Source organism: Streptomyces kurssanovii (assembly GCF_040677245.1).
Classification (GTDB): Bacteria; Actinomycetota; Actinomycetes; order Streptomycetales; family Streptomycetaceae; genus Streptomyces; species Streptomyces kurssanovii.
In genome coordinates this window covers 118486-140854 of sequence record NZ_JBFAQK010000012.1, presented here as the reverse complement: position 1 = coordinate 140854, position 22369 = coordinate 118486, and the positions used below count along the sequence as shown (strand labels likewise).

The following is a 22369-nucleotide window of genomic DNA, read 5'->3' as shown; positions in this document are numbered from 1 at the left end:
GCCCGGCTAGACCCAGGTGTCCAGCCACATGCGGTTGCGCCACTCGTCGACCGGGATCGGCGTGCCCGTGTAGATCGGCCAGAAGTAGATGAAGTTCCAGATGATCAGCAGGACCAGTACGCCCGCCCCGATCGCCCCGATCGCGCGGCGGCGTTCGTCGGAGCCGGGTGGGCCGAGGATCGCGCCGATCATCATCGCCACCGCGAGGCACAGGAACGGGACGAACACGACCGCGTAGAAGAGGAAGATCGTGCGTTCCTGGTACATCAGCCACGGGGCCCAGCCCGCGGCGAACGCGCACAGGATCGCGCCCGCGCGCCAGTCGCGGCGGAAGAGCCAGCGCCACAGGGCGTAACAGATCGCGAAGCAGGCGGCCCACCACAGGAGCGGCGTGCCGAGGGCGAGGACCTCCGCGGCGCACTTGTCGACCGCGTCCTTCGGGCAGCCTTCGACGCCCGGCTTGGGGTCCTCGTAGTAGTACGAGACCGGACGGCCGAGGACCAGCCAGCTCCAGGGGTTGGACTCGTAGGTGTGGCCGGAGGTCAGGCCGACGTGGAAGTCGTAGACCTGGGTCTCGTAGTGCCAGAAGCTGCGCCACCAGTCGGGGAAGAGCCAGCTCCAGGCGCTGTCCTTGCCGCCGCCGGTGGAGGCCCAGTTCCGGTGGTAGCCCTTGTCGGTGACCAGCCACCCGGTCCACGAGACCATGTACGTCACCAGCGCCACCGGCACGATGGAGACGAAGGCGGGGACGAGGTCCTTCTTCAGGACGGCGAGGTACGGCTGGACCGCGCCGGCCGTGCGGCGCGAGCCCACGTCCCACAGCACGGTCATCAGGCCGAAGGCGGCCATGATGTACAGCCCGTTCCACTTGGTGCCGGCCGCCAGGCCCAGCATCACTCCGGCCGTCAGCCGCCACGGCCGCCACCCCAGGGGCAGGGTCTCCGCGACGCGGGCGTCCGGACGCAGCCTGCCGTCGTCGTCCTCCGGCAGCGCCGCCGCGAGCCTGCGCCGCGACCGGTCGCGGTCGAGCACCAGCGCGCCGAACGCCGCCAGTACGAAGAACATGAGCACCAGGTCGAGCAGCGCCGTGCGGCTCATCACGAAGTGCAGGCCGTCCACGGCCAGCAGCAGACCCGCCAGGCAGCCGAGGAACGTCGAGCGGAACAGCCGCCGGCCGATGCGGCAGAGCATCAGCACCGACAGCGTCCCCAGCAGGGCGACCATGAACCGCCAGCCGAAGGGTGAGAAGTCGATCATCTTCTCGCCGAGACCGATGATCCACTTGCCGACCGGCGGGTGGACCACATAACCGGGATCGGTGGGGATCGCGACGGCCGACGGGTCGTTCAGGATCGACTTGTCGACGTTCTTGGGCCAGCTGCCCTCGTACCCCTGGTTGATCAGCGCCCAGGCGTCCTTGGCGTAGTACGTCTCGTCGAATATCACCGCATGGGGCTGCCCCAGGTTCCAGAACCGCAGCAGGCCCGCGACCAGGGCGACCAGCAGCGGTCCGCCCCACGCGGCGATGCGGAGCAGGGGTTCCACCGCCCGCGGCGGGATGCCGAAGACCGCCCACAACTGCCGGGACGGCCGGGTGAACGGCGGCACCAGCCGGTCCCGTAGCCCGATCACTGGCCGGGGCGTGTAGCCGAAACGGCGCAGCCGGCTCTCCCAGCCGGGCGGCTGCTGTTCGGCGTCGTCCTTGCCCCGCAGGGGCTGTGGCGCGGTACTGGTCACCGCGCCATCGTAGGGAACACGGCTGTGCGATCGGTGCTCGGCAGTGCTGGGAGGATGGCGAGTGTGACTGGAACGCTGGTACTCGCAGGGACGCCCATCGGTGATGTCGCGGACGCGCCGCCCCGGCTCGCCGCCGAACTGGAGGGCGCCGACATCGTCGCCGCCGAGGACACCCGGCGGCTGCGCCGGCTGACCCAGGCCCTCGGTGTGCACACCCGGGGCAGGGTCGTCTCCTACTTCGAGGGCAACGAGGCGGCCCGTACGCCGGAGCTGGTGGAGGCGCTGGCAGGCGGTGCGCGGGTGTTGCTCGTCACCGACGCGGGCATGCCATCCGTCTCCGACCCCGGATACCGGCTGGTCGCCGCCGCGGTGGAGAAGGACATCAAGGTCACCGCCGTCCCCGGCCCGTCCGCCGTGCTGACCGCTCTGGCCCTGTCGGGGCTGCCCGTGGACCGCTTCTGCTTCGAGGGTTTCCTGCCCCGCAAGGCGGGTGAACGGCTCGGCAGGCTCCGCGAGGTGCAGGGCGAGCGCCGCACGCTGGTCTACTTCGAGGCCCCGCACCGCCTGGACGACACGCTGGCCGCCATGGCGGAGGTCTTCGGAGAGGGCCGCAGGGCGGCCGTCTGCCGGGAGCTGACCAAGACGTACGAGGAAGTGAAGCGCGGCGGCCTCGGCGAGCTGGCGGCCTGGGCCGCGGAAGGCGTCCGCGGTGAGATCACCGTCGTCGTCGAGGGAGCGCCCGAGTCCGGGCCGCAGGAGCTCGGCGCCGAGGAGCTGGTGCGCAGGGTCCAGGTGCGGGAGGAGGCGGGGGAGAGGCGCAAGGAGGCCATCGCGGCGGTCGCGGCGGAGGCCGGGCTTCCCAAGCGGGAGGTCTTCGACGCGGTCGTCGCGGCGAAGAACGCGGCTCGACCCGCGTAGGCGGAGGATAAAGGTCTATCGTGAAAAGCAAAGCGCAGACCGGGCCCTGACCGCTTTTCCGTATGGAGAATCCCAAGACCGCACAATCGATCGACAGGCGCTGGTGCGCTCCCGCCGGAAAAGGCGTCCACTGGTTTCAGGTGGAGAGGAGCTGGCATGAGTGAGACCACACCCGCGAAGGTGCATGAGGAGTATTCCTTCGCGTGCATGCGTTGCGGGCACGGCTGGGAGCAGTCCTACGACATCGAGCACCACGTCGATCCGTCGGGCGAGGAATTCGTCGTCTACAAGTCGGACGGGCGGCGGGTCCCGTCGCCGCTGTCCAGCCCGACCTGTGTCAACTGCGGCGGCCACGTCGTACGGATCATGCGTGCGGGGCGGGTCTCCACGGTGCAGAGCCTGATGGGATGGACCGAGACCGGTTCCACCACCGCGGGCGCCGTGCCGCAGGTGTCACCGGCGGGGCCGCTGCCCGGCGAGGAAGTGCGCGATCCGCGCGCGGACCGGTCCGCCGGCCGGTCCACCGCTTCCGCGCCGCCGCCGTCCGGGTCGACGGCGGAGGGGGCCGCCGCCGACAGCGGGGCGGGTGGGGAGACCGCGCCCGATGAGCGGCACTGGCACCTCTCCGACCTGCTGCACCCGTTCCACCACCGCAAGTGAGCGACCGGGGGCGGGTTCCGTAGGATCGCGCCCATGAGTTCGAAATCCGCACCGCCGCCGCTGCCCGAACCGCTCGGTGTCGCGGTCGCCGATTCGCACACCCACCTGGACATGCAGGAAGGCACCGTCGAGGAGGCCCTCGCCAGGGCGGCCGCGGTCGGTGTGACGACCGTCGTCCAGGTGGGCTGCGACATCAAGGGCTCCCAGTGGGCCGCGGAGACCGCCGCCGCGCACCGCGAGGTGCACGCCGCCGTCGCCCTGCACCCCAACGAGGCGCCCAGGATCGTGCTCGGCGATCCTGACGGCTGGTCGCGGCAGGGGGCGCGGGACGCGGGCGGGTACGCGGCGCTCGACGACGCCCTCGCCGAGATCGACCGGCTCGCCGCCCTCGACGTGGTCAAGGCCGTCGGCGAGACCGGACTCGACCGCTTCCGCACGGGCCCTGAGGGAATGGCCGCGCAGGAAAGGTCGTTCCGGGCGCATATCGAGATCGCCAAACGGCACGGCAAGGCGCTCGTCATTCACGATCGCGAGGCGCACGCGGATGTGCTGCGCATTCTCGCGGAGGAAGGCGCGCCGGAGCGCACGATCTTCCACTGCTATTCGGGCGACGCGGAAATGGCCGAAGTCTGCGCGGCCGCCGGTTACTTCATGTCCTTCGCCGGCAACGTGACCTTCAAGAACGCGCAGCCGCTGCGCGACGCGCTCGCCGTCGCGCCCGCCGATCTCGTACTGGTCGAGACGGACGCGCCGTTCCTCACCCCCGTGCCGTACCGCGGACGGCCCAACGCCCCGTATCTGATTCCCGTCACGCTCCGGGCCATGGCGCAGGTCAGGGGCACGGACGAGGACACGCTGGCGGCGGCGATCGCGGCCAATACCGCGCGGGCGTTCGGCTACTGACCCGATCCGGGCGACCTCGCGCGTCGCGACGCTGAGTGTCCGCGTCGCTTTGGAGAGTGACGATCGCTCCGCTACTGTCCGGTGCCACGTGGCTGACCGGACCTTACGGAGCGTCGTGAGCGTGAGTAACTCGCAGGGCAGTCACCGTGCGGCGCGCGGCTCACGCCGTGCCGGTGGCCGGTCCCCGGCGGAGGCCGGTGCCGACCGCGCCACCGTGCAGGCACCCGCCCCCTCCTCCGCGGCGCCGTACGGCGGCGGCGCATCGCAGCAGACGGTCGTGGACGCCCGGGCCGCCGCGCCTCGCACAGCGGCGTACGCGCCGACCCTGCCGTACCTGGACCGCGGGGCGCTTTCCCTCGTGGACCCGGACGCGGGCGCGGCCCCCTCGGGCGTGGTCCCGCCGCGCCACCGCGCGGCCGTGGCGCAGGCGCCCACCCTGCCGTACGTGGACCTCCGGGCCGCGGACCGTGCCGTCGGGGAGGAGCCGGGACGGGGCGCGCGGGCCCGACGCGGCGGCTCCCGGCGGCGCAGGCCCGCTGAGCGGCCGGACACGCTGCGGCGGCTCGTCCCGCAGGCCCTCGTCGTCGCCTTCCTCGCCGGCGGGACGTCCGCGTTCGTGGCCGACGACAAGGCGGTCCTGCTCACCGTCGACGGCGTGCCGCGGACCATGCACACCTTCGCCGACGACGTGAGCGAACTCCTCGAGGACGAGGGCCTCGACCTGCGCGCGCACGACATCGTCGCCCCCGGCCCCGAAGCGGACCTCGACAGCGGCGACGAGATCACCGTCCGCCACGGCAGGCCGCTGAGACTCACCCTCGACGGCCGCTCCGGCGAGGTGTGGACCACGGCCACCACCGTCGAGGCGGCCCTTCGGGAACTCGGCGTGCGCGCGGAGGGCGCCTACATCTCCGTGCCGCGTTCCACTCCGATCCCGAGGTCCGGCCTGGTGCTGGACGTGCGGACCGAGAGGGCCGTCACGTTCATGGCCGACGGGCGCGAACGCACCATCCGCACCAACGCCGCCACCGTGGGCGAGGCGCTCGGTGAGGCGGGGATCGTGCTGCGCGGCCAGGACACCACCTCCGTGCCGCCCGGCGGCTTCCCCCACGACGGCCAGACCGTCACGGTCACACGGATCACCGGCGGCCGTGAGGTACGCGAGGAACCGATCGACTTCACCGTCGAGAAGACCCTGGACCCCGAGCTCTTCACGGGCACCGAGGTCGTCGTACGGCAGGGACGGCCGGGCGTGCGACGGGTCACGTACGCCCTGCGGACCGTCGACGGCGTCCGCCAGAAGCCGCGGCGGACCGCCACGGACGTCGTGCGCGAACCCGTCACCGAGCGGGTGAGGGTCGGCACCCGGCAGCCGCCGTCCTCGGTGAGCGGGGCCGACGGCCTGAACTGGGCGGCGCTCGCCCGATGCGAGTCGGGCGGGCGGCCGGGCGCCGTCGACCCCTCCGGCACCTACGGCGGGCTGTACCAGTTCGACACCGCGACCTGGCAATCGCTCGGCGGCACCGGGCGTCCGCAGGACGCGACCGCCGAGGAACAGACGTACCGGGCGAAGAAGCTCTATGTGCAGCGGGGGGCGAGTCCGTGGCCGCACTGCGGCCGTAGGCTGTATCGGTGAGCACCACTGATCCCGACGCACTCCTCGGCCCCGCCGACATCCGCGAACTGGCCGCCGCGCTGGGCGTACGCCCCACCAAACAGCGCGGCCAGAACTTCGTCATCGACGCCAACACGGTCCGCAGGATCGTGCGCACGGCCGAGGTGAAGCCCGACGACGTGGTCGTCGAGATCGGCCCCGGGCTCGGCTCGCTGACCCTCGGCCTGCTGGAGGCCGCCGACCGGGTCGTGGCCGTGGAGATCGACGACGTGCTCGCCGGCGCGCTGCCGACGACGGTCGCCGCGCGCCTGCCCGACCGGGCCTCGCGTTTCTCGCTGGTGCACTCGGACGCGATGCACGTGCGGGAGCTCCCCGGGCCGCCGCCGACCGCGCTCGTCGCGAACCTGCCGTACAACGTCGCCGTGCCGGTGCTGCTGCACATGCTCGACCGCTTCCCGTCGATCGAGCGGACGCTCGTCATGGTCCAGGCCGAGGTCGCCGACCGGCTGGCCGCCGGCCCCGGGAACAAGGTGTACGGCGTGCCCTCGGTGAAGGCCAACTGGTACACCGAGGTCAAGCGGGCCGGATCGATCGGCCGCAACGTCTTCTGGCCCGCGCCGAACGTGGACTCCGGCCTCGTCTCCCTGGTGCGGCGGACCTCGCCGGTGGCGACGACCGCCACCAAGGCCGAGGTCTTCGCGGTCGTCGACGCCGCCTTCGCCCAGCGCCGCAAGACGCTGCGCGCCGCGCTCGCCGGCTGGGCCGGATCACCGGCCGCGGCGGAGGAGGCGCTCGTCGCGGCGGGTGTGGCGCCGCAGGCGCGCGGCGAGTCGCTGACGGTGGAGGAGTTCGCGCGGATCGCGGAGGCGAAGAAGTGAGCGTCACGGTACGGGTGCCGGCCAAGGTCAACGTCCAGCTGGCGGTCGGCGGGGCGCGCCCCGACGGCTTCCACGACCTGGCCAACGTCTTCCTGGCGGTCGGCCTCCACGACGAGGTGACGGTGCGGCCGGCCCCGTCCCTGAGCATCACCTGCTCCGGCCCGGACGCGGGGCAGGTCCCCCTGGACCGTACGAACCTGGCCGCGCGGGCCGCGGAACTGCTGGCGGCCCGGCACGGCATCTCGCCCGACGTCCACATCCACATCGCCAAGGACATTCCCGTCGCCGGCGGCATGGCGGGCGGCAGCGCGGACGGCGCGGGCGCGCTGCTCGCGTGCGACGCCCTCTGGGGCCTCGGCTCCTCCCGTGACGAACTCCTCGCGATCTGCGCCGACTTGGGCAGCGACGTGCCGTTCAGCCTGGTGGGCGGGGCGGCGCTCGGCACCGGCCGCGGTGAGCGGCTGACCGCACTGGAGGTGGGCGGTTCGTTCCACTGGGTGTTCGCGGTGGCGGACGGCGGGCTCTCCACGCCCGCCGTGTACGGGGAGTTCGACCGGCTGAACGAGGGCCGCGCGGTTCCGGAGCCGGTGGCCTCGGCCGCGCTCCTCGACGCGCTGCGCACGGGCGACGTCCTCGCGCTGGCGGACGCCGTCTCCAACGACCTCCAGCCGGCGGCCCTGTCGCTGCGTCCGTCGCTCGCGGACACCCTCGCGGTCGGTGTCTCCGCGGGCGCGCTGGCTTCCCTGGTCTCCGGCTCCGGCCCGACGACGGCGTTCCTCGTCAAGGACGAGGACGCTGCGGAGGCGGTGGCGTCGTCGCTGCTCGCGTCGGGCACGTGCCGGGCCGCCCGGGTCGCGGGGGCGCCGGCGGCGGGGGCGAGGGTCGTCACGGGCGGAGCGTGACCGCGGCGTCGTGAGGCGTGGCGCTGCGCGGGGCCGTTTCCCCACGCCGCCCTTCCCGAACCGGGCACCGCCCGCCCCCGCCACCGGGCTCCGCCCGGTGTTTACGGGGGCTACTCCTCCCATGGCCGCCGGGCCGCAGGGGAGATTGAGGGCACGGCCGAAGGCCGTACGGGGCCCGGGGCTTGCCCCGGTTCGGGAAGGGGCGGGTAGGGGGAGACGGCCCCGCGCAGCGGCCCACGCCCGCACGCGGCCCCCACCCCGGCCTACATACTCACCGCCCACCTGAGTACGAGCGCTCTCCCGCCCGCCCCCGCCGCCCCGGCACGGTAATCCGCATGGGAACCAGTGTTCGTGAGCTCGCCGCCGCCGCACCCGGCGGCAGGGACCGGTACATCGATCTGTTGAGGGTCGCTTCGCTCGGGACCGTCGTCGCCGGGCACTGGCTCATGGCGGCGGTCACCGACGACGGCATCGGGAACCTTCTCGCCGTCGTGCCGGAGCTGCAGCTGCTCACCTGGGCCCTTCAGGTGATGCCCGTGTTCTTCTTCGTCGGCGGGTTCTCGCACGCCCTGTCCTACCGGTCGCTGCGGCGTCGGCATCCGGACCGGTCCGTGTACTCGGTGTTCCTGCGCGGCCGGCTCCAGCGGCTTCTGCGGCCCACCATGGCGTTCGTCCTCGTCTGGGGCGCCGCCGCGCTCGTCGTGCAGCTGCTCGGCGGGGGCGGCGGGATGACCGGGGTCGCGCTGCGGCTGGTGACGCAGCCGCTGTGGTTCATCGGGATCTACCTCGCCATGGTCGCCTTCACCCCGCCGCTGCTGAAGCTGCACGAGCGGTTCGGCTGGGGCGCGTTCGGCGCGCTCCTCGGCGCGGCGGCGGCAGTGGACGTGCTCCGGTTCGCCGCCCATGTGCCCTTCGTCGAGTTCCTGAACTTCGCCTTCGTCTGGCTCGCCGTCCACCAGCTCGGTTTCCTGCGCGCCGACGGGCGCATCCGGATGCCCGCCGCCCTGGCGGCGACGGGTCTCGCCGGGGCCGCCGCGCTCGTCGCACTCGGGCCGTATCCGCTGTCCATGGTCGGGATGCCCGGCGAGAAGATCTCGAACATGGCCCCGCCGACCTTCGCCCTGCTTCTTCACGGGCTGTGGCTGGTCGGCGCGGTCGAGCTGCTCAAGGGGCCGGGCGGACGGTTCGTGGCACGGGCCCGCGTCTGGCGGGGTGTGGTGGCCGCCAACGGGGTCGCCATGACCGCCTTCCTGTGGCACCTCACCGCCATGCTGGGCGTCTACGGGGCGATGATCGCCGCCGGGCTTCCGCTGCGTGCTCCGGCGTCGGCGGCCTGGTGGGCCCAGACGCCGCTGCGCATCGCCGCCGCGGCCGGGCTGACCGCGCTGCTCGTCGCCGCGTTCCGCAGGTTCGAACGGCCCGTGCGGAGCGCCGTCGCACCGGTGCCGGGCACCGGGCCGATCGCCGCCGTGGGGATCACGCTCTGCCTGTTCGGCGTCCTGGGCCTCTCCATGGTCGGCTTCGGCGGGCTGCTCGAAGGCAGGACGGCGATGCTGGTCGCGGTGCACGTCAGCGCCCCCGCCGCCGTCGCCATGGCGCTCGGCGGCTGGCTGCTGGTGGAACGCGCCGGACGGGGCAGCCACGCCTGACAAGTAGGCTGGGAGGTCGATCGTTCCCCCTGTCAGGAGAGAAATGGCCGTCAACCTGGTCAATGTCGAGGCAGTCAGCAAGGTGTACGGAACACGCGCCCTGCTCGACGGCGTCTCCCTCGGCGTCTCGGAGGGAGACCGTATCGGCGTCGTCGGCCGCAACGGCGACGGGAAGACCACCCTCATCCGGTTGCTCGCCAAGCTCGAGGAGCCCGACACCGGCCGGGTCACCCAGAGCGGCGGCCTGCGGCTCGGCGTGCTGACGCAGCACGACTCGCTCGACCCGGAGGCGACGATCCGGCACGAGGTCATCGGAGACCTCGCGGACCACGAGTGGGCGGGCAACGCCAAGATCAGGGACGTGCTGACGGGGCTGTTCGACGGGCTCGACCTGTCCGGCTTCCCGCAGGGGCTCGACACCGTCATCGGACCGCTGTCCGGCGGCGAGCGCCGCCGTATCGCGCTCGCCAAGCTGCTGATCGCCGAGCAGGACCTGATCGTCCTCGACGAGCCGACCAACCACCTCGACGTCGAGGGCATCGCCTGGCTCGCCCGGCATCTGCAGACGCGCCGCTCCGCGCTCGTCTGCGTCACCCACGACCGCTGGTTCCTCGACCAGGTCTGCACCCGCATGTGGGACGTGCAGCGCGGTGACGTGTACGAGTACGAGGGCGGCTACTCCGACTACGTCTTCGCACGGGCCGAGCGGGAGCGGATCGCCGCGACGGAGGAGAGCAAGCGGCAGAACCTGATGCGCAAGGAGCTGGCCTGGCTGCGGCGCGGCGCCCCCGCCCGTACGTCCAAGCCCCGCTACCGCATCGAGGCGGCGAACGAGCTGATCGCCGACGTGCCGCCGCCGCGTGACACGTCCGAGCTGATGAAGTTCGCGTCCGCCCGGCTCGGCAAGACGGTGTTCGACCTCGAGGACGTCACGGTCCAGGCCGGCCCGAAGGTGCTGCTGAAGCACCTGACCTGGCAGCTCGGCCCCGGCGACCGCATCGGCCTGGTCGGTGTCAACGGCGCGGGCAAGACCTCACTGCTGCGCACGCTCGCCGCGGCGGCCGAATCCGGCGGCGAGGAGCAGCCGGTGGCGGGCCGGGTCACCGTCGGCAGGACCGTACGGCTCGCCTACCTCTCGCAGGACGTCACCGAACTGCCGCCCGCGTTGCGCGTGCTGGAGGCGGTCCAGCAGATCCGCGACCGGGTCGACCTCGGCAAGGGCCGGGAGATGACGGCGGGCCAGCTGTGCGAGCAGTTCGGCTTCGGCAAGGAGAAGCAGTGGACGCCCGTCGGCGACCTGTCGGGCGGTGAGCGGCGCCGGCTCCAGCTGCTGCGCCTGCTGATGGACGAACCGAACGTCCTCTTCCTCGACGAGCCCACCAACGACCTCGACATCGAGACCCTGACCCAGCTCGAGGACGTTCTCGACGGCTGGCCCGGCTCGATGGTGGTCATCTCGCACGACCGGTTCTTCCTCGAGCGGACCACGGACCGTACGTTCGCGCTGCTCGGCGACGGCACACTGCGGATGCTGCCGCGTGGCATCGACGAGTACCTGGAGCGCAGGGCGCGGATGGTCGAGGCCGCCGTGCCGACGCCGCCGCCCGCCCCGTCCGGAGCCGTCAAGGAGAAGTCGGCGGCCGACGCCCGCGCGGCGAAGAAGGAACTCCAGCGGATCGAGCGGCAGCTCGACAAGGTCTCCGACAAGGAGACCAAGCTGCACACACAGATCGCCGATAACGCCACAGACTTCGAAAAGGTCGCCAAACTGGACGCGGAGCTCCGTGAACTCGCCGCCGAGCGCGAAGAGTTGGAGATGCGCTGGCTCGAACTGGCGGAAGACGCCTGACCGGCGGCCCCCCCGCCGCCCGTAGAGAAGCCGTGCAGAGCGCGTAACAACCCCATCACGGCCCGGTCCTCCCTTGGGAACAGGGGAGGACCGAGCCCGCTCTCCGCTTGTCACGGGTGATACAAAGAAGGCCCGCTCGACTGATGCAGAACAACGGGGTTCGTGTCCGAATCACTCCTTCCGGTCGATGCGCTTGCCGGAGGAGCGGGGGAGTTCGTCCGGGCAGCAGACCGTACGAAGGGGGAAGCGCAGATGGGGCAGCCGCCGCCGTCCGGTCAGGCACGGCCCGCGGGCCGGTGGCGCGGGGTTCCGCGCCCGCCCGCGTATCCGCCGGCCACACCCGTGCACCGCAGCCGTCCGTCATGCACGCCGGCCCACGCGCTCCCGGCGGCGGCGTCGTCACCGCACCGGACCCTCGCCCTGTGCGGGAGGCGCCGTCCCGGTGACCGCGCCCCCGGGCGGTGAGGAAGATGCCGCTGAACACCGTGACGGCTTCCGGCAGATGAACGCGGTCCGGGGCTTCCGGACATCCCCCACTCCTACTCGCATCTCCCACCCATGAGGTAGTACGCCATGACGCAGCCCCCGAACCAGCCCCCGCAGGGAGGCTTCGGAGCCCCCCAGGATCCTCAGCAGGGAGCCCCGCAGCAGCCCCAGCCGCCCGCGCAGCCGCCGCAGATGCCGCCCGCCCCGCAGGGACCGCCGCCCGCGGCGCCTCCCGGTGCGCCGGCGCCCGGCTACGGCTACCCGCAGCAGCCTCCCGGCCAGCCGGGCTACGGACATCCCCAGCAGCCGGGCCCGTACGCGCAGCAGCCGGGCCCGTACAACCAGCAGCCCGGCGCGTACAACCAGCCGGGTCCGTACGGCGGCTACCCGACGCAGCCGCAGTACCCGGGTGCGCCGGCACCGGGCGGCGGCGGAGGCTTCTTCAAGGGGAAGACGGGCATCATCGTGGCCGCGTCGGCCGCCGCGCTGCTCCTTGTCGGCGGTGGTACCTGGTACGTCGTCAGCAGCGGTGACGACAAGGAGGACAAGCCGACCGTCAGCAAGTCCAGCGACGACCCGAAGCCGACCGGCTCCGCGTCCGTCGACCAGGGCGACGGCAGCGGCACCGGACGCGAGGGCGACGAGGACCTGAACGCCGGCCGCAAGGACGGCGAGGCCAAGGTCCTGTTCCTGACGAAGAACGACGTCGACCTGCCCCGCAACGGCGCCGAGGTGTTCGGCCCGTGGGTGGCCGGCGACACGGTCGTCAAGGCCATGTACCGGGAGGTCGCCGGCTACTCGGTGACCGACGGCAGCAAGAAGTGGAGCGTGCCGCTGTCCGCCGAGGTGTGCTCGGCCCCGGCGCAGACCTCCGCCGACGGCAAGATCGTCGTCGGTGTCAAGGACGGCCTCACCGAGAAGGCCAAGTGCAACGACCTCCAGATGATCGACCTGAAGACGGGCAAGGCCGGCTGGAAGAAGCCGATCCCGAAGGCGTCCGGCGCGTTCGCCTCCCTCTCCGACTTCACCCTGGCCATCAGCGGCACCACGCTCGCGGTGGGCGGCAGCGGCAACTCCTACGGCTTCTCGATGGCCGACGGCAAGCAGCTCTTCGGCAAGCCGGGCAGCGGCTGCAAGCCGTTCGCCTTCGCCGGCGGCCCCAAGCTGCTGGCCGGTGCGAGCTGCCCCACGGACGACTACGACAAGCCGAAGCAGCAGCTCCAGGAGATCGACCCCGCCAGCGGCAAGCCCAGGTGGACGTACAACACCCCCGAGGGCTGGGAGATCGACAAGGTCTACTCGGCGAGCCCGCTGGTCATCTCCATCACCCAGCGTAAGCCGGAGAAGAAGTGGTCGATCATCGCGCTGACCGACAACGGCAAGCTGCGCTCGCAGATCTCGGGCGGCAAGAACGACAAGTTCCAGCCGCGCTGCGGCGGGGCGTTCGTCATCTTCGGCCAGAACCTCGAGGGCTGCACCGGTGTCGCCGCCGACGCGAAGCACTTCTACATGGCGACGGAGACCGAGTACGGCAAGGCCAACGAGCTCGTCGCCTTCAGCCTCGACAGCGGCAAGGAAGCCTGGCGCGCGCCGGCCGGCGCTGAGCGCAAGATGACGCCGCTGCGCATCGAGGGCGGCAACGTCCTCGTCTACATGCAGCCCTCGTACGACACGGGCGGCGGTGTCGCCACCGTCGCGCCGACCGGTGGGGCGCCGAAGATGCTGCTCCAGCACCCGGCCTCGACCGCCGAGATCGAGAACTCCTTCTACTCCCCGAAGATGGCGTACGCGGACGGCCGGTTCTTCATCGCCAGTGGTCGTGTGAGCGCGCCCAACGACAAGGCCGAGAAGGAGACGAAGACCATGATGGGCTTCGGCCAGTGACCGATTCCGCCGTCGTAGGACCCACCTTCCGTCCCCCAGAGGTAAGCAAGCCATGACGCAGCCGCCGCCACCGCCCAGTCAGCCGCCCGGCCCGCCGAACCAGCCGCCCGGCCCGCCGAACCAGCCCCCGAGCCAGCCGCCCGGCCCGCCTTCGGGCGGTGGCTACGGCCTGGCGAAGGAGCCCCAGCAGCCGGCCGGCGGGTACGGCACCCCCGCGCCGCAGCCGCAGAGCCCCGCGCCGGGAGCGCCCTACGGCTATCCGCAGACGCCCCCTCCCGCCGAGCCGGGCTACGGCTATCCCCAGACGCAGCCGCAGAGCCCTGCGCCGGGAGCGCCCTACGGCCACCCGCAGCACGGCGCTCCCGGGCAGCCCGCCTACAGCGCCCCGACGCAGCCGATGATGCCGCAGCCGGCCGTGCCCTCCGGGGGCGGCGGACTGCTGAACAAGACGCAGCTGCAGATCGTCATCGCCGCGTTCGTCGCCATCGTGCTGATCATCGGCGGCGGCTTCCTGTACTCGTCCACCAAGGACGACGGCGGCAAGCAGGACGAGGCGAAGAACAGCTCGGGCGGCACCGAGGGCGGCAAGGGTGGCAAGGGCGACGACGCCCCGGCCGCCGCCGACGGCCCCGGCAAGGAGAAGGCCCCGGCCGACACGGCCTCCAAGGTCGCCTTCCAGCTGCCGATCCCCGCGCGCTTCGACGTGACGGGTGTGCCGGGCTCCTGGGTCACCGACAAGGCGTTCGTCAAGACGAGCGTCAACTCGATCGTGGCCCACGACGTGGCCAAGGGCACCGTGCTGTGGACCCTTGACCTGCCCGGCCAGGTGTGTGCCGCCTCGCGTCACACGACCGAGGACAACAAGACCGCGGTCGTCTTCGAGGCCACGAAGCGGGCCAAGGGCGACAAGGGCTACCCGCCGTGCTCCGAGGTCGGCGTCGTCGACCTCACCGCCGGCAAGCTGCTGTGGAGCAAGTCCGTCACCGGCGGCTCGAGCGGTGACCAGAAGGCCCGCTTCGACCAGGTCACCCTCAGCGGCAACACGGTGGCGGCCGGATACCTCGGCGGCAGCGCCGCGTTCGACCTGACGACCGGCGCCATCCGCTGGAAGCCCACGGTCGACGCGCAGGAGTGCCGGGACATCGGCTACGGCGGCGGCAAGGCGCTCGTCGCGGTACGCCGCTGCGGCTCGTACGACAACGCCCAGGTGACCATCCAGCCGCTCAACCCGGAGAACGGCACTCCCCTCTCGTCCTTCAAGATGCCCGCCGGTGTCGAGGACGCGCGGATCGTCTCCTCCGACCCGCTGGTCGTCGCCGCCGACGTCGGTGACACGGGAACGTTCGGCATCTCGGACTTCTTCTCGATCGACGGCAAGACCGGGAAGCTGCGCGCCAGGATCGCGGCGCCGGGCGACAAGTACCTCGCGAGGTGCTCCGCCAGCGACGGCGTCGAAGGCTGCCAGTTCGTGGTCGTCGGCAACGGCAAGATCTACCTGCCGACGGAGGAGCACGAGGGAACGGGCGAGTCCTACTCCCGCACCAACGAGATCATCGCCTTCGACCTGGCGACCGGAAAGGCCGTCAGCGGCCGGGCGGACGCCGGTGAGGGCTACCACTCGCTGCCGCTGCGCATGGACGGCGGCAACATCATCGCCTACAAGTGGCCCCCCTACGACAAGGGCGGTCAGGTCGTCAGCATCAACGGCGCCACCCTGAAGGAGACCGTCCTGCTGGTGAACCCGGCGGACAAGACGGTGCGGGACGCCGAGACGAGCTTCGTGGAGTCCGGCTCGGAGTACCACTTCAAGAACGGGCGGCTGTTCATCGCGGACGACACCTTGAGCGAGCCCGACACGGGCAGCTCGAGCTCGTCGAAGTTCATGGCGATCTCCTTCGGCCCGAAGAGCTGATCCGCTCCACCGCATCACCGCTCCACCGCATCACCGCACCGCGGCCCGGTCCCTCGCAGACGCGAGGGACCGGGCCGCGGTCGTATCCCTGACCGTCTTCCTGACGCCTGCTCTCAAGTGGCCCTGTTTGGTGAAGAATTCGGCATTCCGGGGGGCTTCTGCCGAGTTAGGGGCGCGCAATGTCGAACAAGCGTGTACCTTGCCGGGACTGACGGGCTAGCCGTGGAGGGCCGGGGGGCCGACTCCAGCGGGACGGGGGTTGCTCGATGGGCGTTCGGCTCATGGTGGTCGACGACCACAGGCTGCTCGCGGAGGCGCTCGCCTCCGCGCTGAAGCTGCGCGGGCACCGGGTGCTCGCGGCGGCGGCGCCCGCGGCCGGAGCAGCGGACCTGGTGATAGCCAGGGCCCCGGAGGTCTGCCTGCTGGGCACGGCGACACCGGCGGAGCCGGGCGCCTTCGACCCGGTCGTCCGCATCAAACGGGAACGGCCGCAGGTGGCGGTCGTGGTCCTCGGACCGGTACCCAGTCCGCGCGGGATAGCGGCCGCGTTCGCCGCCGGGGCGTCCGGGTACGTGCGCCACGACGAGCGCATAGAGGGCGTGGAGCGGGCGCTCGTGAAGGCGCGGTCGGGAGAGGCCGTGGTGGCGCCGCTGCTGCTCCAGGGCGCGTTCGCCGAGCTGCTCAATCCGGCCGCGCAGCCTGACGACGAGGGCCAGCGGCTGCTCCAGCTGCTGACGCCGCGCGAGGTGGAGGTGCTGATGCGGGTCGCAGAGGGCGAGGACACCAGGCTGATCGCCGTCGGCATGGGCATCGCGCCGAGCACGGCCCGCACCCATGTGCAGCGGGTGCTGATGAAGCTGGGCGTGGGGTCCCGGCTGGAGGCGGCGGCGCTCGCCGCCCGTACCGGCCTGCTGGACCGCGCGGCGTACGGGACACCTCCCGGACCCGGGGCGGCCCACTAGGGCCCGGCGGGCCGACGGCCCGCCTGCGGGGTCACGTCCGGGACCGTGGACGCTCCTTGGTGCCTTTTGTTTGTTTGCCCGCAGGGGCCCGATCGGGGCCGGCCTGCGGCTCACCCATTGACCGGGCTGTTGAGTTGTGGTTTCTTGTGTTCGGTTCTGTTGGATGGGAGTGGTGAGGGAGCTCCGTGTGAAGAAGACGTCGACCCGGCTCGCCGACGGTCGTGAGCTGCTCTACTACGACTCGCGCGACGACGCCGTCCGCGACGCCGTCGACCTCCGGCCTCTCGAGGCCGTCTCCACCACGGCCGAGATCCGGCACGACGAGCTGCTCGGCGACCGGGTCGCCATCGCCTCGCACCGTCAGGGCCGCATCTACCACCCGCCCGCCGACGAATGCCCGCTGTGCCCGTCGCGCGACGGCCGCCTCAGCGAGATCCCGGCAGCCGACTACGATGTCGCCGTCTTCGAGAACCGCTTCCCCTCACTCGCCGGTGACTCGGGCCGCTGCGAGGTCGTCTGCTTCACCTCGGACCACGACGCGTCCTTCGCCGATCTCACCGAGGAGCAGGCGGGTCTGGTCCTCGAGGCGTGGACGGACCGCACGGCCGAGCTCGCCGAACTGCCCCAGGTCAAGCAGGTCTTCTGCTTCGAGAACCGCGGCGCAGAGATCGGCGTCACGCTCGGGCACCCGCACGGGCAGATCTACGGCTACCCCTTCGTGACGCCGCGCACCGAGCTGATGCTCCGCTCGCTGGCCGCCCACCGGGCGGCGACCGGCGGCAACCTCTTCGACGACCTCGTCCGGCGGGAGCGCGAGGAAGGGGCGCGGGTGGTGCTGGAGGGGGAGCACTGGATCGCCTTCGTGCCGTACGCGGCGCACTGGCCGTACGAGGTGCACCTCCATCCGAAGCGGCGGGTGCCTGACCTCCGGGCGCTGGACGACGCGGCACGCACAGAATTTCCACGGATCTATCTGGAACTCCTGAGACGCTTCGACCGGATCTTCGGGCCCGGCGAACCGCCCACGCCGTACATCGCCGCCTGGCACCAGGCGCCGTTCGAAGGCGAGGGAAGGGACGCCTTCGGTCTCCATCTCGAGCTTTTCACCATCCGCCGCACTTCCGGCAAGCTGAAGTTCCTCGCCGGTTCCGAATCCGGTATGAGCGTGTTCATCAACGATGTGCCGCCGGAGGCCGCGGCGATGCGACTGCGAGAGGTAGCGAGCGAGTGAGCAAGAAGTACCTGGTCACAGGTGGTGCGGGATACGTCGGCAGCGTCGTGGCGCAGCACCTTCTGGAGGCCGGTCACCAGGTGACCGTGCTCGACGACCTCTCCACCGGATTCCGCGAAGGGGTGCCCGAAGGAGCCGGGTTCGTCGAGGGCCGCATCCAGGACGCCGCCCGCCATCTGGACGCCTCGTACGACGGAGTGCTGCACTTCGCGGCCTTCTCGCAGGTCGGCGAGTCCGTCGCCCGGCCGGAGAAGTACTGGGCGAACAACGTCGGCGGCACGATGGAACTGCTCGCGGCCATGCGCTCCGCGGGCGTGCGCACCCTGGTCTTCTCCTCCACCGCCGCCACCTACGGCGAGCCGGTCTCCACCCCCATTACCGAGTCCGACCCGACCGCGCCCACCAGCCCCTACGGCGCCACCAAGCTCGCGGTCGACCACATGATCACCGGTGAGGCGGCTGCCCACGGCCTCGCGGCGGTCTCGCTGCGGTACTTCAACGTCGCCGGGGCCTACGGCGCGTACGGCGAACGCCACGACCCCGAGTCGCACCTGATCCCGCTGGTGCTCCAGGTCGCCCTCGGCCGGCGCGAGTCGATCTCCGTCTACGGCGACGACTACCCGACCCCGGACGGCACCTGCGTCCGCGACTACATCCACGTCGCGGACCTGGCGGAGGCCCATCTCCTCGCGCTCGACGCCGCCACCGCCGGTGAGCATCTGATCTGCAACCTCGGCAACGGCAACGGCTTCTCGGTGCGCGAGGTCATCGAGACCGTACGCGAGGTCACCGGCCACCCGGTGCCCGAGGTCGTCGCGGAGCGACGGGGCGGCGACCCCGCCGTCCTGGTCGCCTCCGCCGCGAGGGCCCAGGAGCGCCTGGGCTGGAAGCCGAGCCGTGCCGACCTGGCCGGCATCGTGTCCGACGCCTGGGCATTCGCCCGCAGGAGGGAGAACGGGTCATGAGTTCCACGGGCGAGGGTGTGTGGGCGGCACCCGGCAGGGTGAACCTGATCGGTGAACACACCGACTACAACGACGGTTTCGTGATGCCCTTCGCGCTGCCGCACACGACGGTGGCGACCGTCTCGCGCCGCGACGACGGCGTGCTGCGGCTGACCTCCACGGACATGGACGGCGGACCGGTCGAGCTGCGCGTCGACGACCTGGCCCCCGGCGGCCCCGGCGGCTGGACCGACTACCCCGCGGGCGTCGTCTGGGCGCTGCGCGAGGCCGGCCACCAGGTCGGCGGCGCCGACATCCACTACGAGTCGACCGTGCCCACCGGCGCCGGTCTCTCCTCGTCCGCGGCGATCGAGGTCGTCACCGCCCTCGCCCTGAACGACCTGTACGAACTCGGCCTGGAGCGCCGGCGCACGGCCCGCCTGTGCCAGCGCGCGGAGAACGTCTACGTCGGCGCCCCGACCGGCATCATGGACCAGACGGCCTCCGCGTGCTGCACCGAGGGCCACGCCCTGTACCTGGACACCAGGGACCTCTCCCAGCGGCAGATCCCCTTCGACCTGGCCGCCCACGGGCTCGAACTCCTCGTCGTGGACACCCGGGTGAAGCACGCCCACAGCGACGGTGAGTACGGCAAGCGGCGCGCCGGCTGCGAGGCGGGAGCGGCGGCGCTGGGCGTGAACGCCCTGCGGGACGTCCCGTACGACTCGCTGGGCGAGGCCCTCGGCCGTCTCGACGACCCGGAAGTGCGCTCCCTGGTCCGGCACATCGTCACCGAGAACCACCGGGTGGAGCGGGTGATCGCCCACCTGGAGGCCGGTGAGGTCAGGGCCATCGGCCCGGTGCTGACGGAAGGGCACGCCTCGCTGCGTGACGACTTCCGGGTCTCCTGCCGGGAGTTGGACCTGGTCGTGGACACGGCGCTGGCGGCCGGCGCGCTGGGTGCACGGATGACGGGCGGCGGTTTCGGGGGCTCGGCGATCGTCCTGACGGAGACGTCCGCCTCGCCGCTGGTGGCGAAGTCGGTCGAGGAGGCCTTCGCGGCGTCCTCGCTGGAGCAGCCGCGCGTCTTCACCGCCGTCCCGTCGGCGGGGGCCCGCCGCCTGTCCTGACGGCCGCGCTCCGAGGGAGTGGGCCGGGAGGAACCCGGGCGGGCCGGGTGGCCAGGGGTGCGCCCGGCCCGCCCGCGTCGTTTTCTGTTCGCCGGCCGGCCAGAAACCATCGCCGCTCGGCCACTCAGGTGTCGATTCGGAACATCGGCCACACCCTCGGCAACGCCGCCGATCAGTTCTGTGAATTCCCTTCCGCCACCGCCGCCCGTCCGTACTCTGAACCACAGCACCGGTGGGGGCCGGTGTCGATCAGGGGGCGAGACAGCCGGGTACGGCGCCCGGGGCGGGGTATCAGTCACAGCACGGCGGCGGCCGGGCGATGCGCTGTACCCTCCGTCCCCCGGGCGGCGTACCCGTGCCGGTCCGTCCTCCGACACTGGGGGTGTCCTGTGGTTCGTATCCGGGTCCTGGTCGTGGACGACCACCGAATCTTCGCCGAGTCGCTCGCCGCGGCCCTGGCGGCGGAGCCCGATGTGGAGGTCGCCGCGGCAGGCAGCGGCCCCGCGGCGCTGCGCTGCCTGGAACGCGCCGCGGCGGAAGGCCGCAGGTTCGACGTGATGCTCGTGGACGCCGACCTGGGGGCGTCTTCGGCGGTGCCGCCGCAGAGAGCCGCCCCGGTCACCCGTGCGGTGCCGGAGACCGGCGCGACTCCCGTCGTCGACGGGATCTCCCTGGTCGTGGGCGTCCGCTCGCTCCAGCCCGCGCTGCGCTCCGTCGTCCTCGCGCAGAAGGACGACGCCCGGCGCGCGGCCCTGGCCCTCCAGGCGGGCGCCTCGGGCTGGATCGCCAAGGACTGCTCGCTGCAACGTCTGCTGGCGGTGATCCGCGGGGTGCTGCGGGACGAGACGCACCTGGCGCCGGCGCTGCTCACCGGCGTACTGCGGGAGATGACCGCGGCCCGCAAGCACCGCACGGAGAGCGAGCGGCTGGTGGAGTCGCTGACCCCGCGCGAGCAGGAGGTACTGCGCTGCATGGTCGCGGGCCTGGGGCGCAAAGCCGTCGCCGAGCGCCTCTTCCTGTCGCCGCACACCGTTCGTACGCATATGCAGAACGTACTGGGGAAGCTGGGCGTGCACTCCACGCTCGCCGCCGTGGCGCTGGCCCGCCGGGCCGGGGTGGGGCCCGCCGATCTGGGCCCAGGACCGGCCCTAGCCGGGGATGTTGTCGAACGGGGCGGTCAACTGGCGTAGCAGCGCGGCCAGTTCCGCGCGCTGGGCGCCCGAGAGCTCGGAGAGGATCGCCCGCTCCTGGGCGAGCAGTCCGGCCAGCGCCTGGTCCGCGCGGTCGCGGCCCTCCGGCGTCAGCCGCACCAGGACGCCGCGCCGGTCGCTGGGGTCCGGCAGCCTCTCGACCAGGTTCTTCTTGGCGAGGCGGTCGATGCGGTTGGTCATCGTCCCGGAGGTCACCAGTGTCTGGGTGAGCAGCTGGCCGGGCGAGAGCTGGTACGGGGCACCGGCCCGCCGCAGCGAGGTGAGCACGTCGAACTCCCACGGCTCGAGCTGATGCTCCGAGAACGCGATGCGACGGGCCCGGTCGAGGTGGCGGGCGAGCCGGGAGACGCGGCTGAGCACCTCGAGCGGTTCCACGTCGAGGTCCGGGCGCTCACGGCGCCATGCTGCGACCAGTCGATCGACCTCGTCCTCCATGTCGATCAGTGTAGAGGGTCTGTCGACATGAAGTCTCTTGACATCAAGATATATTTTTGTTGACTATTGGGCATGGTCGGGCCGGAACCAGCTTCCGTTTCGGCTTTCCGTTCCTGCGAGGGGGACTTCACCATGCATTCCGCGCCCACTTGGGACCCAGAGCAGTATCTCCGCCACGCCGGGCACCGCACCCGTCCGTTCCTGGACATGCTCGCCCGCATACCCACGCTGCCCGCCGTCGGCCGGCCCGCCCGGATCGCCGACCTCGGCTGCGGGCCCGGCAATGTCACCGCACTGCTCGCCGACCGGTGGCCCGACGCGCACATCACCGGATTCGACCTCTCCCCGGAGATGCTCGCCCAGGCCGAGAAGGAGCACGCGGGCACCACGGCGGGCGGCGGCTGGCTGGACTTCCGGCCCGCCGACGCCGCGCACTGGACCCCGGACGAGACCTACGACCTCATCGTCTCCAACGCGGCCCTCCAGTGGGTGCCCAACCACCCCGAGTCGTTCGCGCGCTGGCTGGACGGTCTCGCCCCCGGCGGCACCTTCGCCTTCCAGGTCCCCGGCAACTTCACCTCGCCCAGCCACGCCCTGCTCGGCGAGCTCTGCGAGACCCCGCAGTGGCGCGCCCGCCTCGGCGACCACGGCCGGCGCTACGTCCACATCCTGGAGCCCGCCGACTACCTCACCCGCCTCGCCGACCTCGGCTGCGACGCGGACGCCTGGGAGACCACGTACCTGCAGCTCCTCGGTGGCGAGGACCCGGTTCTGGACTGGGTCAAGGGCACCGCCCTGCGACCGGTGCTCACCGAGCTCGCGGACGACCCGGCGGCGCAGGAGGAGTTCCTGGCCCAGTACCGGGACCTGCTCCGCAAGGCGTACCCGCCGGGCCCCCACGGCACGGTGTTCCCCTTCCGGCGGATCTTCGCCGTCGCGCGCAAGGTGTCGTGACGAGCAGTCGGGGTGCCCCGTCCGGTTCGTCGCGCCGCTCGCAACGTGACCGGCCGGTGACGGACCGGCCCGGGAGCAGCGAAACGCCCCGCCACCTGGCAGGTGGCGG

Annotated in this window: 18 protein-coding genes; 16 read left to right on the top strand and 2 right to left on the bottom strand. The window is 72.0% G+C overall.

Annotated features, from left to right (window positions below; translation table 11 throughout):
- Positions 1 to 6 precede the first annotated feature (6 nt).
- Positions 7 to 1737 (bottom strand): dolichyl-phosphate-mannose--protein mannosyltransferase, encoded by a 1731-nt coding sequence (locus tag AB0K36_RS12255; protein WP_364592013.1) that lies wholly within the window; start codon positions 1735 to 1737, stop codon positions 7 to 9.
- A gap of 63 nt (positions 1738 to 1800) precedes the next feature.
- On the opposite strand from AB0K36_RS12255, the gene rsmI reads away from it, so the two are divergent.
- From rsmI to AB0K36_RS12180, 15 genes are all read left to right on the top strand, one after another.
- Positions 1801 to 2655, top strand: coding sequence for a 16S rRNA (cytidine(1402)-2'-O)-methyltransferase (gene rsmI, locus AB0K36_RS12250; RefSeq protein ID WP_364592010.1), 855 nt, complete (start codon positions 1801 to 1803; stop codon positions 2653 to 2655).
- Positions 2656 to 2811: 156 nt separating this feature from the next.
- Entirely contained in the window at positions 2812 to 3315 is a 504-nt protein-coding gene (locus tag AB0K36_RS12245; RefSeq protein ID WP_364592007.1) for a hypothetical protein, read from the top strand.
- Between the two features lie 33 nt (positions 3316 to 3348).
- Positions 3349 to 4218, top strand: a complete 870-nt coding sequence (locus AB0K36_RS12240) for a TatD family hydrolase (RefSeq protein WP_364592004.1) — start codon at positions 3349 to 3351, stop codon at positions 4216 to 4218.
- A gap of 121 nt (positions 4219 to 4339) precedes the next feature.
- On the top strand, positions 4340 to 5854 hold the full coding sequence (locus tag AB0K36_RS12235) for a resuscitation-promoting factor (protein ID WP_364592001.1): 1515 nt from the start codon (positions 4340 to 4342) through the stop codon (positions 5852 to 5854).
- Positions 5851 to 6711 (top strand): 16S rRNA (adenine(1518)-N(6)/adenine(1519)-N(6))-dimethyltransferase RsmA, encoded by an 861-nt coding sequence (gene rsmA / locus AB0K36_RS12230; protein ID WP_364591998.1) that lies wholly within the window; start codon positions 5851 to 5853, stop codon positions 6709 to 6711. The genes AB0K36_RS12235 and rsmA overlap by 4 nt, the downstream gene beginning before the upstream one ends.
- The gene (locus tag AB0K36_RS12225; RefSeq protein ID WP_364591995.1) at positions 6708 to 7613 is read left to right on the top strand and encodes a 4-(cytidine 5'-diphospho)-2-C-methyl-D-erythritol kinase; all 906 of its coding nucleotides are present in this window, start codon (positions 6708 to 6710) and stop codon (positions 7611 to 7613) included. The genes rsmA and AB0K36_RS12225 overlap by 4 nt, the downstream gene beginning before the upstream one ends.
- A gap of 335 nt (positions 7614 to 7948) precedes the next feature.
- Complete coding sequence (locus AB0K36_RS12220; protein ID WP_364591992.1) at positions 7949 to 9262, top strand: acyltransferase family protein; 1314 nt, start codon at positions 7949 to 7951, stop codon at positions 9260 to 9262.
- A 43-nt stretch (positions 9263 to 9305) separates the two neighbouring features.
- Positions 9306 to 11111, top strand: coding sequence for an ABC-F family ATP-binding cassette domain-containing protein (locus AB0K36_RS12215; RefSeq protein ID WP_364591989.1), 1806 nt, complete (start codon positions 9306 to 9308; stop codon positions 11109 to 11111).
- A gap of 573 nt (positions 11112 to 11684) precedes the next feature.
- Positions 11685 to 13481: an outer membrane protein assembly factor BamB family protein gene (locus tag AB0K36_RS12210; protein WP_364591987.1), complete on the top strand. Its 1797-nt coding sequence runs from the start codon at positions 11685 to 11687 to the stop codon at positions 13479 to 13481.
- 52 nt (positions 13482 to 13533) lie between these two features.
- Positions 13534 to 15393 (top strand): outer membrane protein assembly factor BamB family protein, encoded by a 1860-nt coding sequence (locus AB0K36_RS12205; protein ID WP_364591984.1) that lies wholly within the window; start codon positions 13534 to 13536, stop codon positions 15391 to 15393.
- Positions 15394 to 15659: 266 nt separating this feature from the next.
- Entirely contained in the window at positions 15660 to 16355 is a 696-nt protein-coding gene (locus tag AB0K36_RS12200; protein WP_364591981.1) for a response regulator transcription factor, read from the top strand.
- A gap of 187 nt (positions 16356 to 16542) precedes the next feature.
- Entirely contained in the window at positions 16543 to 17586 is a 1044-nt protein-coding gene (gene galT, locus AB0K36_RS12195; protein WP_364591978.1) for a galactose-1-phosphate uridylyltransferase, read from the top strand.
- Entirely contained in the window at positions 17583 to 18551 is a 969-nt protein-coding gene (gene galE, locus AB0K36_RS12190) for a UDP-glucose 4-epimerase GalE (protein ID WP_364591976.1), read from the top strand. The genes galT and galE overlap by 4 nt, the downstream gene beginning before the upstream one ends.
- Positions 18548 to 19660: a galactokinase gene (gene galK, locus AB0K36_RS12185; RefSeq protein WP_364591973.1), complete on the top strand. Its 1113-nt coding sequence runs from the start codon at positions 18548 to 18550 to the stop codon at positions 19658 to 19660. Before galE ends, galK begins: the two co-directional genes overlap by 4 nt.
- Before the next feature lie 389 nt (positions 19661 to 20049).
- Positions 20050 to 20850 (top strand): response regulator transcription factor, encoded by an 801-nt coding sequence (locus AB0K36_RS12180; RefSeq protein WP_364591970.1) that lies wholly within the window; start codon positions 20050 to 20052, stop codon positions 20848 to 20850.
- Here the strand turns inward: AB0K36_RS12180 and AB0K36_RS12175 are convergent.
- Positions 20809 to 21306, bottom strand: a complete 498-nt coding sequence (locus AB0K36_RS12175) for a MarR family winged helix-turn-helix transcriptional regulator (RefSeq protein ID WP_005316568.1) — start codon at positions 21304 to 21306, stop codon at positions 20809 to 20811. The genes AB0K36_RS12180 and AB0K36_RS12175 overlap by 42 nt on opposite strands.
- 132 nt (positions 21307 to 21438) lie before the next feature.
- On the opposite strand from AB0K36_RS12175, the gene AB0K36_RS12170 reads away from it, so the two are divergent.
- Complete coding sequence (locus AB0K36_RS12170; protein ID WP_364591967.1) at positions 21439 to 22260, top strand: trans-aconitate 2-methyltransferase; 822 nt, start codon at positions 21439 to 21441, stop codon at positions 22258 to 22260.
- The last annotated feature ends 109 nt before the right edge of the window (positions 22261 to 22369 follow it).

Excerpts from the sequence above, each read along its gene's own strand:
- AB0K36_RS12245 (WP_364592007.1), top strand. The coding sequence starts at position 2,812 with ATGAGTGAGACCACACCCGCGAAGGTGCATGAGGAGTATTCCTTCGCG.
- AB0K36_RS12240 (WP_364592004.1), top strand. The coding sequence starts at position 3,349 with ATGAGTTCGAAATCCGCACCGCCGCCGCTGCCCGAACCGCTCGGTGTC.
- AB0K36_RS12220 (WP_364591992.1), top strand. The coding sequence starts at position 7,949 with ATGGGAACCAGTGTTCGTGAGCTCGCCGCCGCCGCACCCGGCGGCAGG.
- AB0K36_RS12215 (WP_364591989.1), top strand. The coding sequence starts at position 9,306 with ATGGCCGTCAACCTGGTCAATGTCGAGGCAGTCAGCAAGGTGTACGGA.
- AB0K36_RS12210 (WP_364591987.1), top strand. The coding sequence starts at position 11,685 with ATGACGCAGCCCCCGAACCAGCCCCCGCAGGGAGGCTTCGGAGCCCCC.
- AB0K36_RS12205 (WP_364591984.1), top strand. The coding sequence starts at position 13,534 with ATGACGCAGCCGCCGCCACCGCCCAGTCAGCCGCCCGGCCCGCCGAAC.
- AB0K36_RS12200 (WP_364591981.1), top strand. The coding sequence starts at position 15,660 with ATGGGCGTTCGGCTCATGGTGGTCGACGACCACAGGCTGCTCGCGGAG.
- galK (WP_364591973.1), top strand. The coding sequence starts at position 18,548 with ATGAGTTCCACGGGCGAGGGTGTGTGGGCGGCACCCGGCAGGGTGAAC.
- AB0K36_RS12175 (WP_005316568.1), bottom strand. The coding sequence starts at position 21,306 with ATGGAGGACGAGGTCGATCGACTGGTCGCAGCATGGCGCCGTGAGCGC.
- AB0K36_RS12170 (WP_364591967.1), top strand. The coding sequence starts at position 21,439 with ATGCATTCCGCGCCCACTTGGGACCCAGAGCAGTATCTCCGCCACGCC.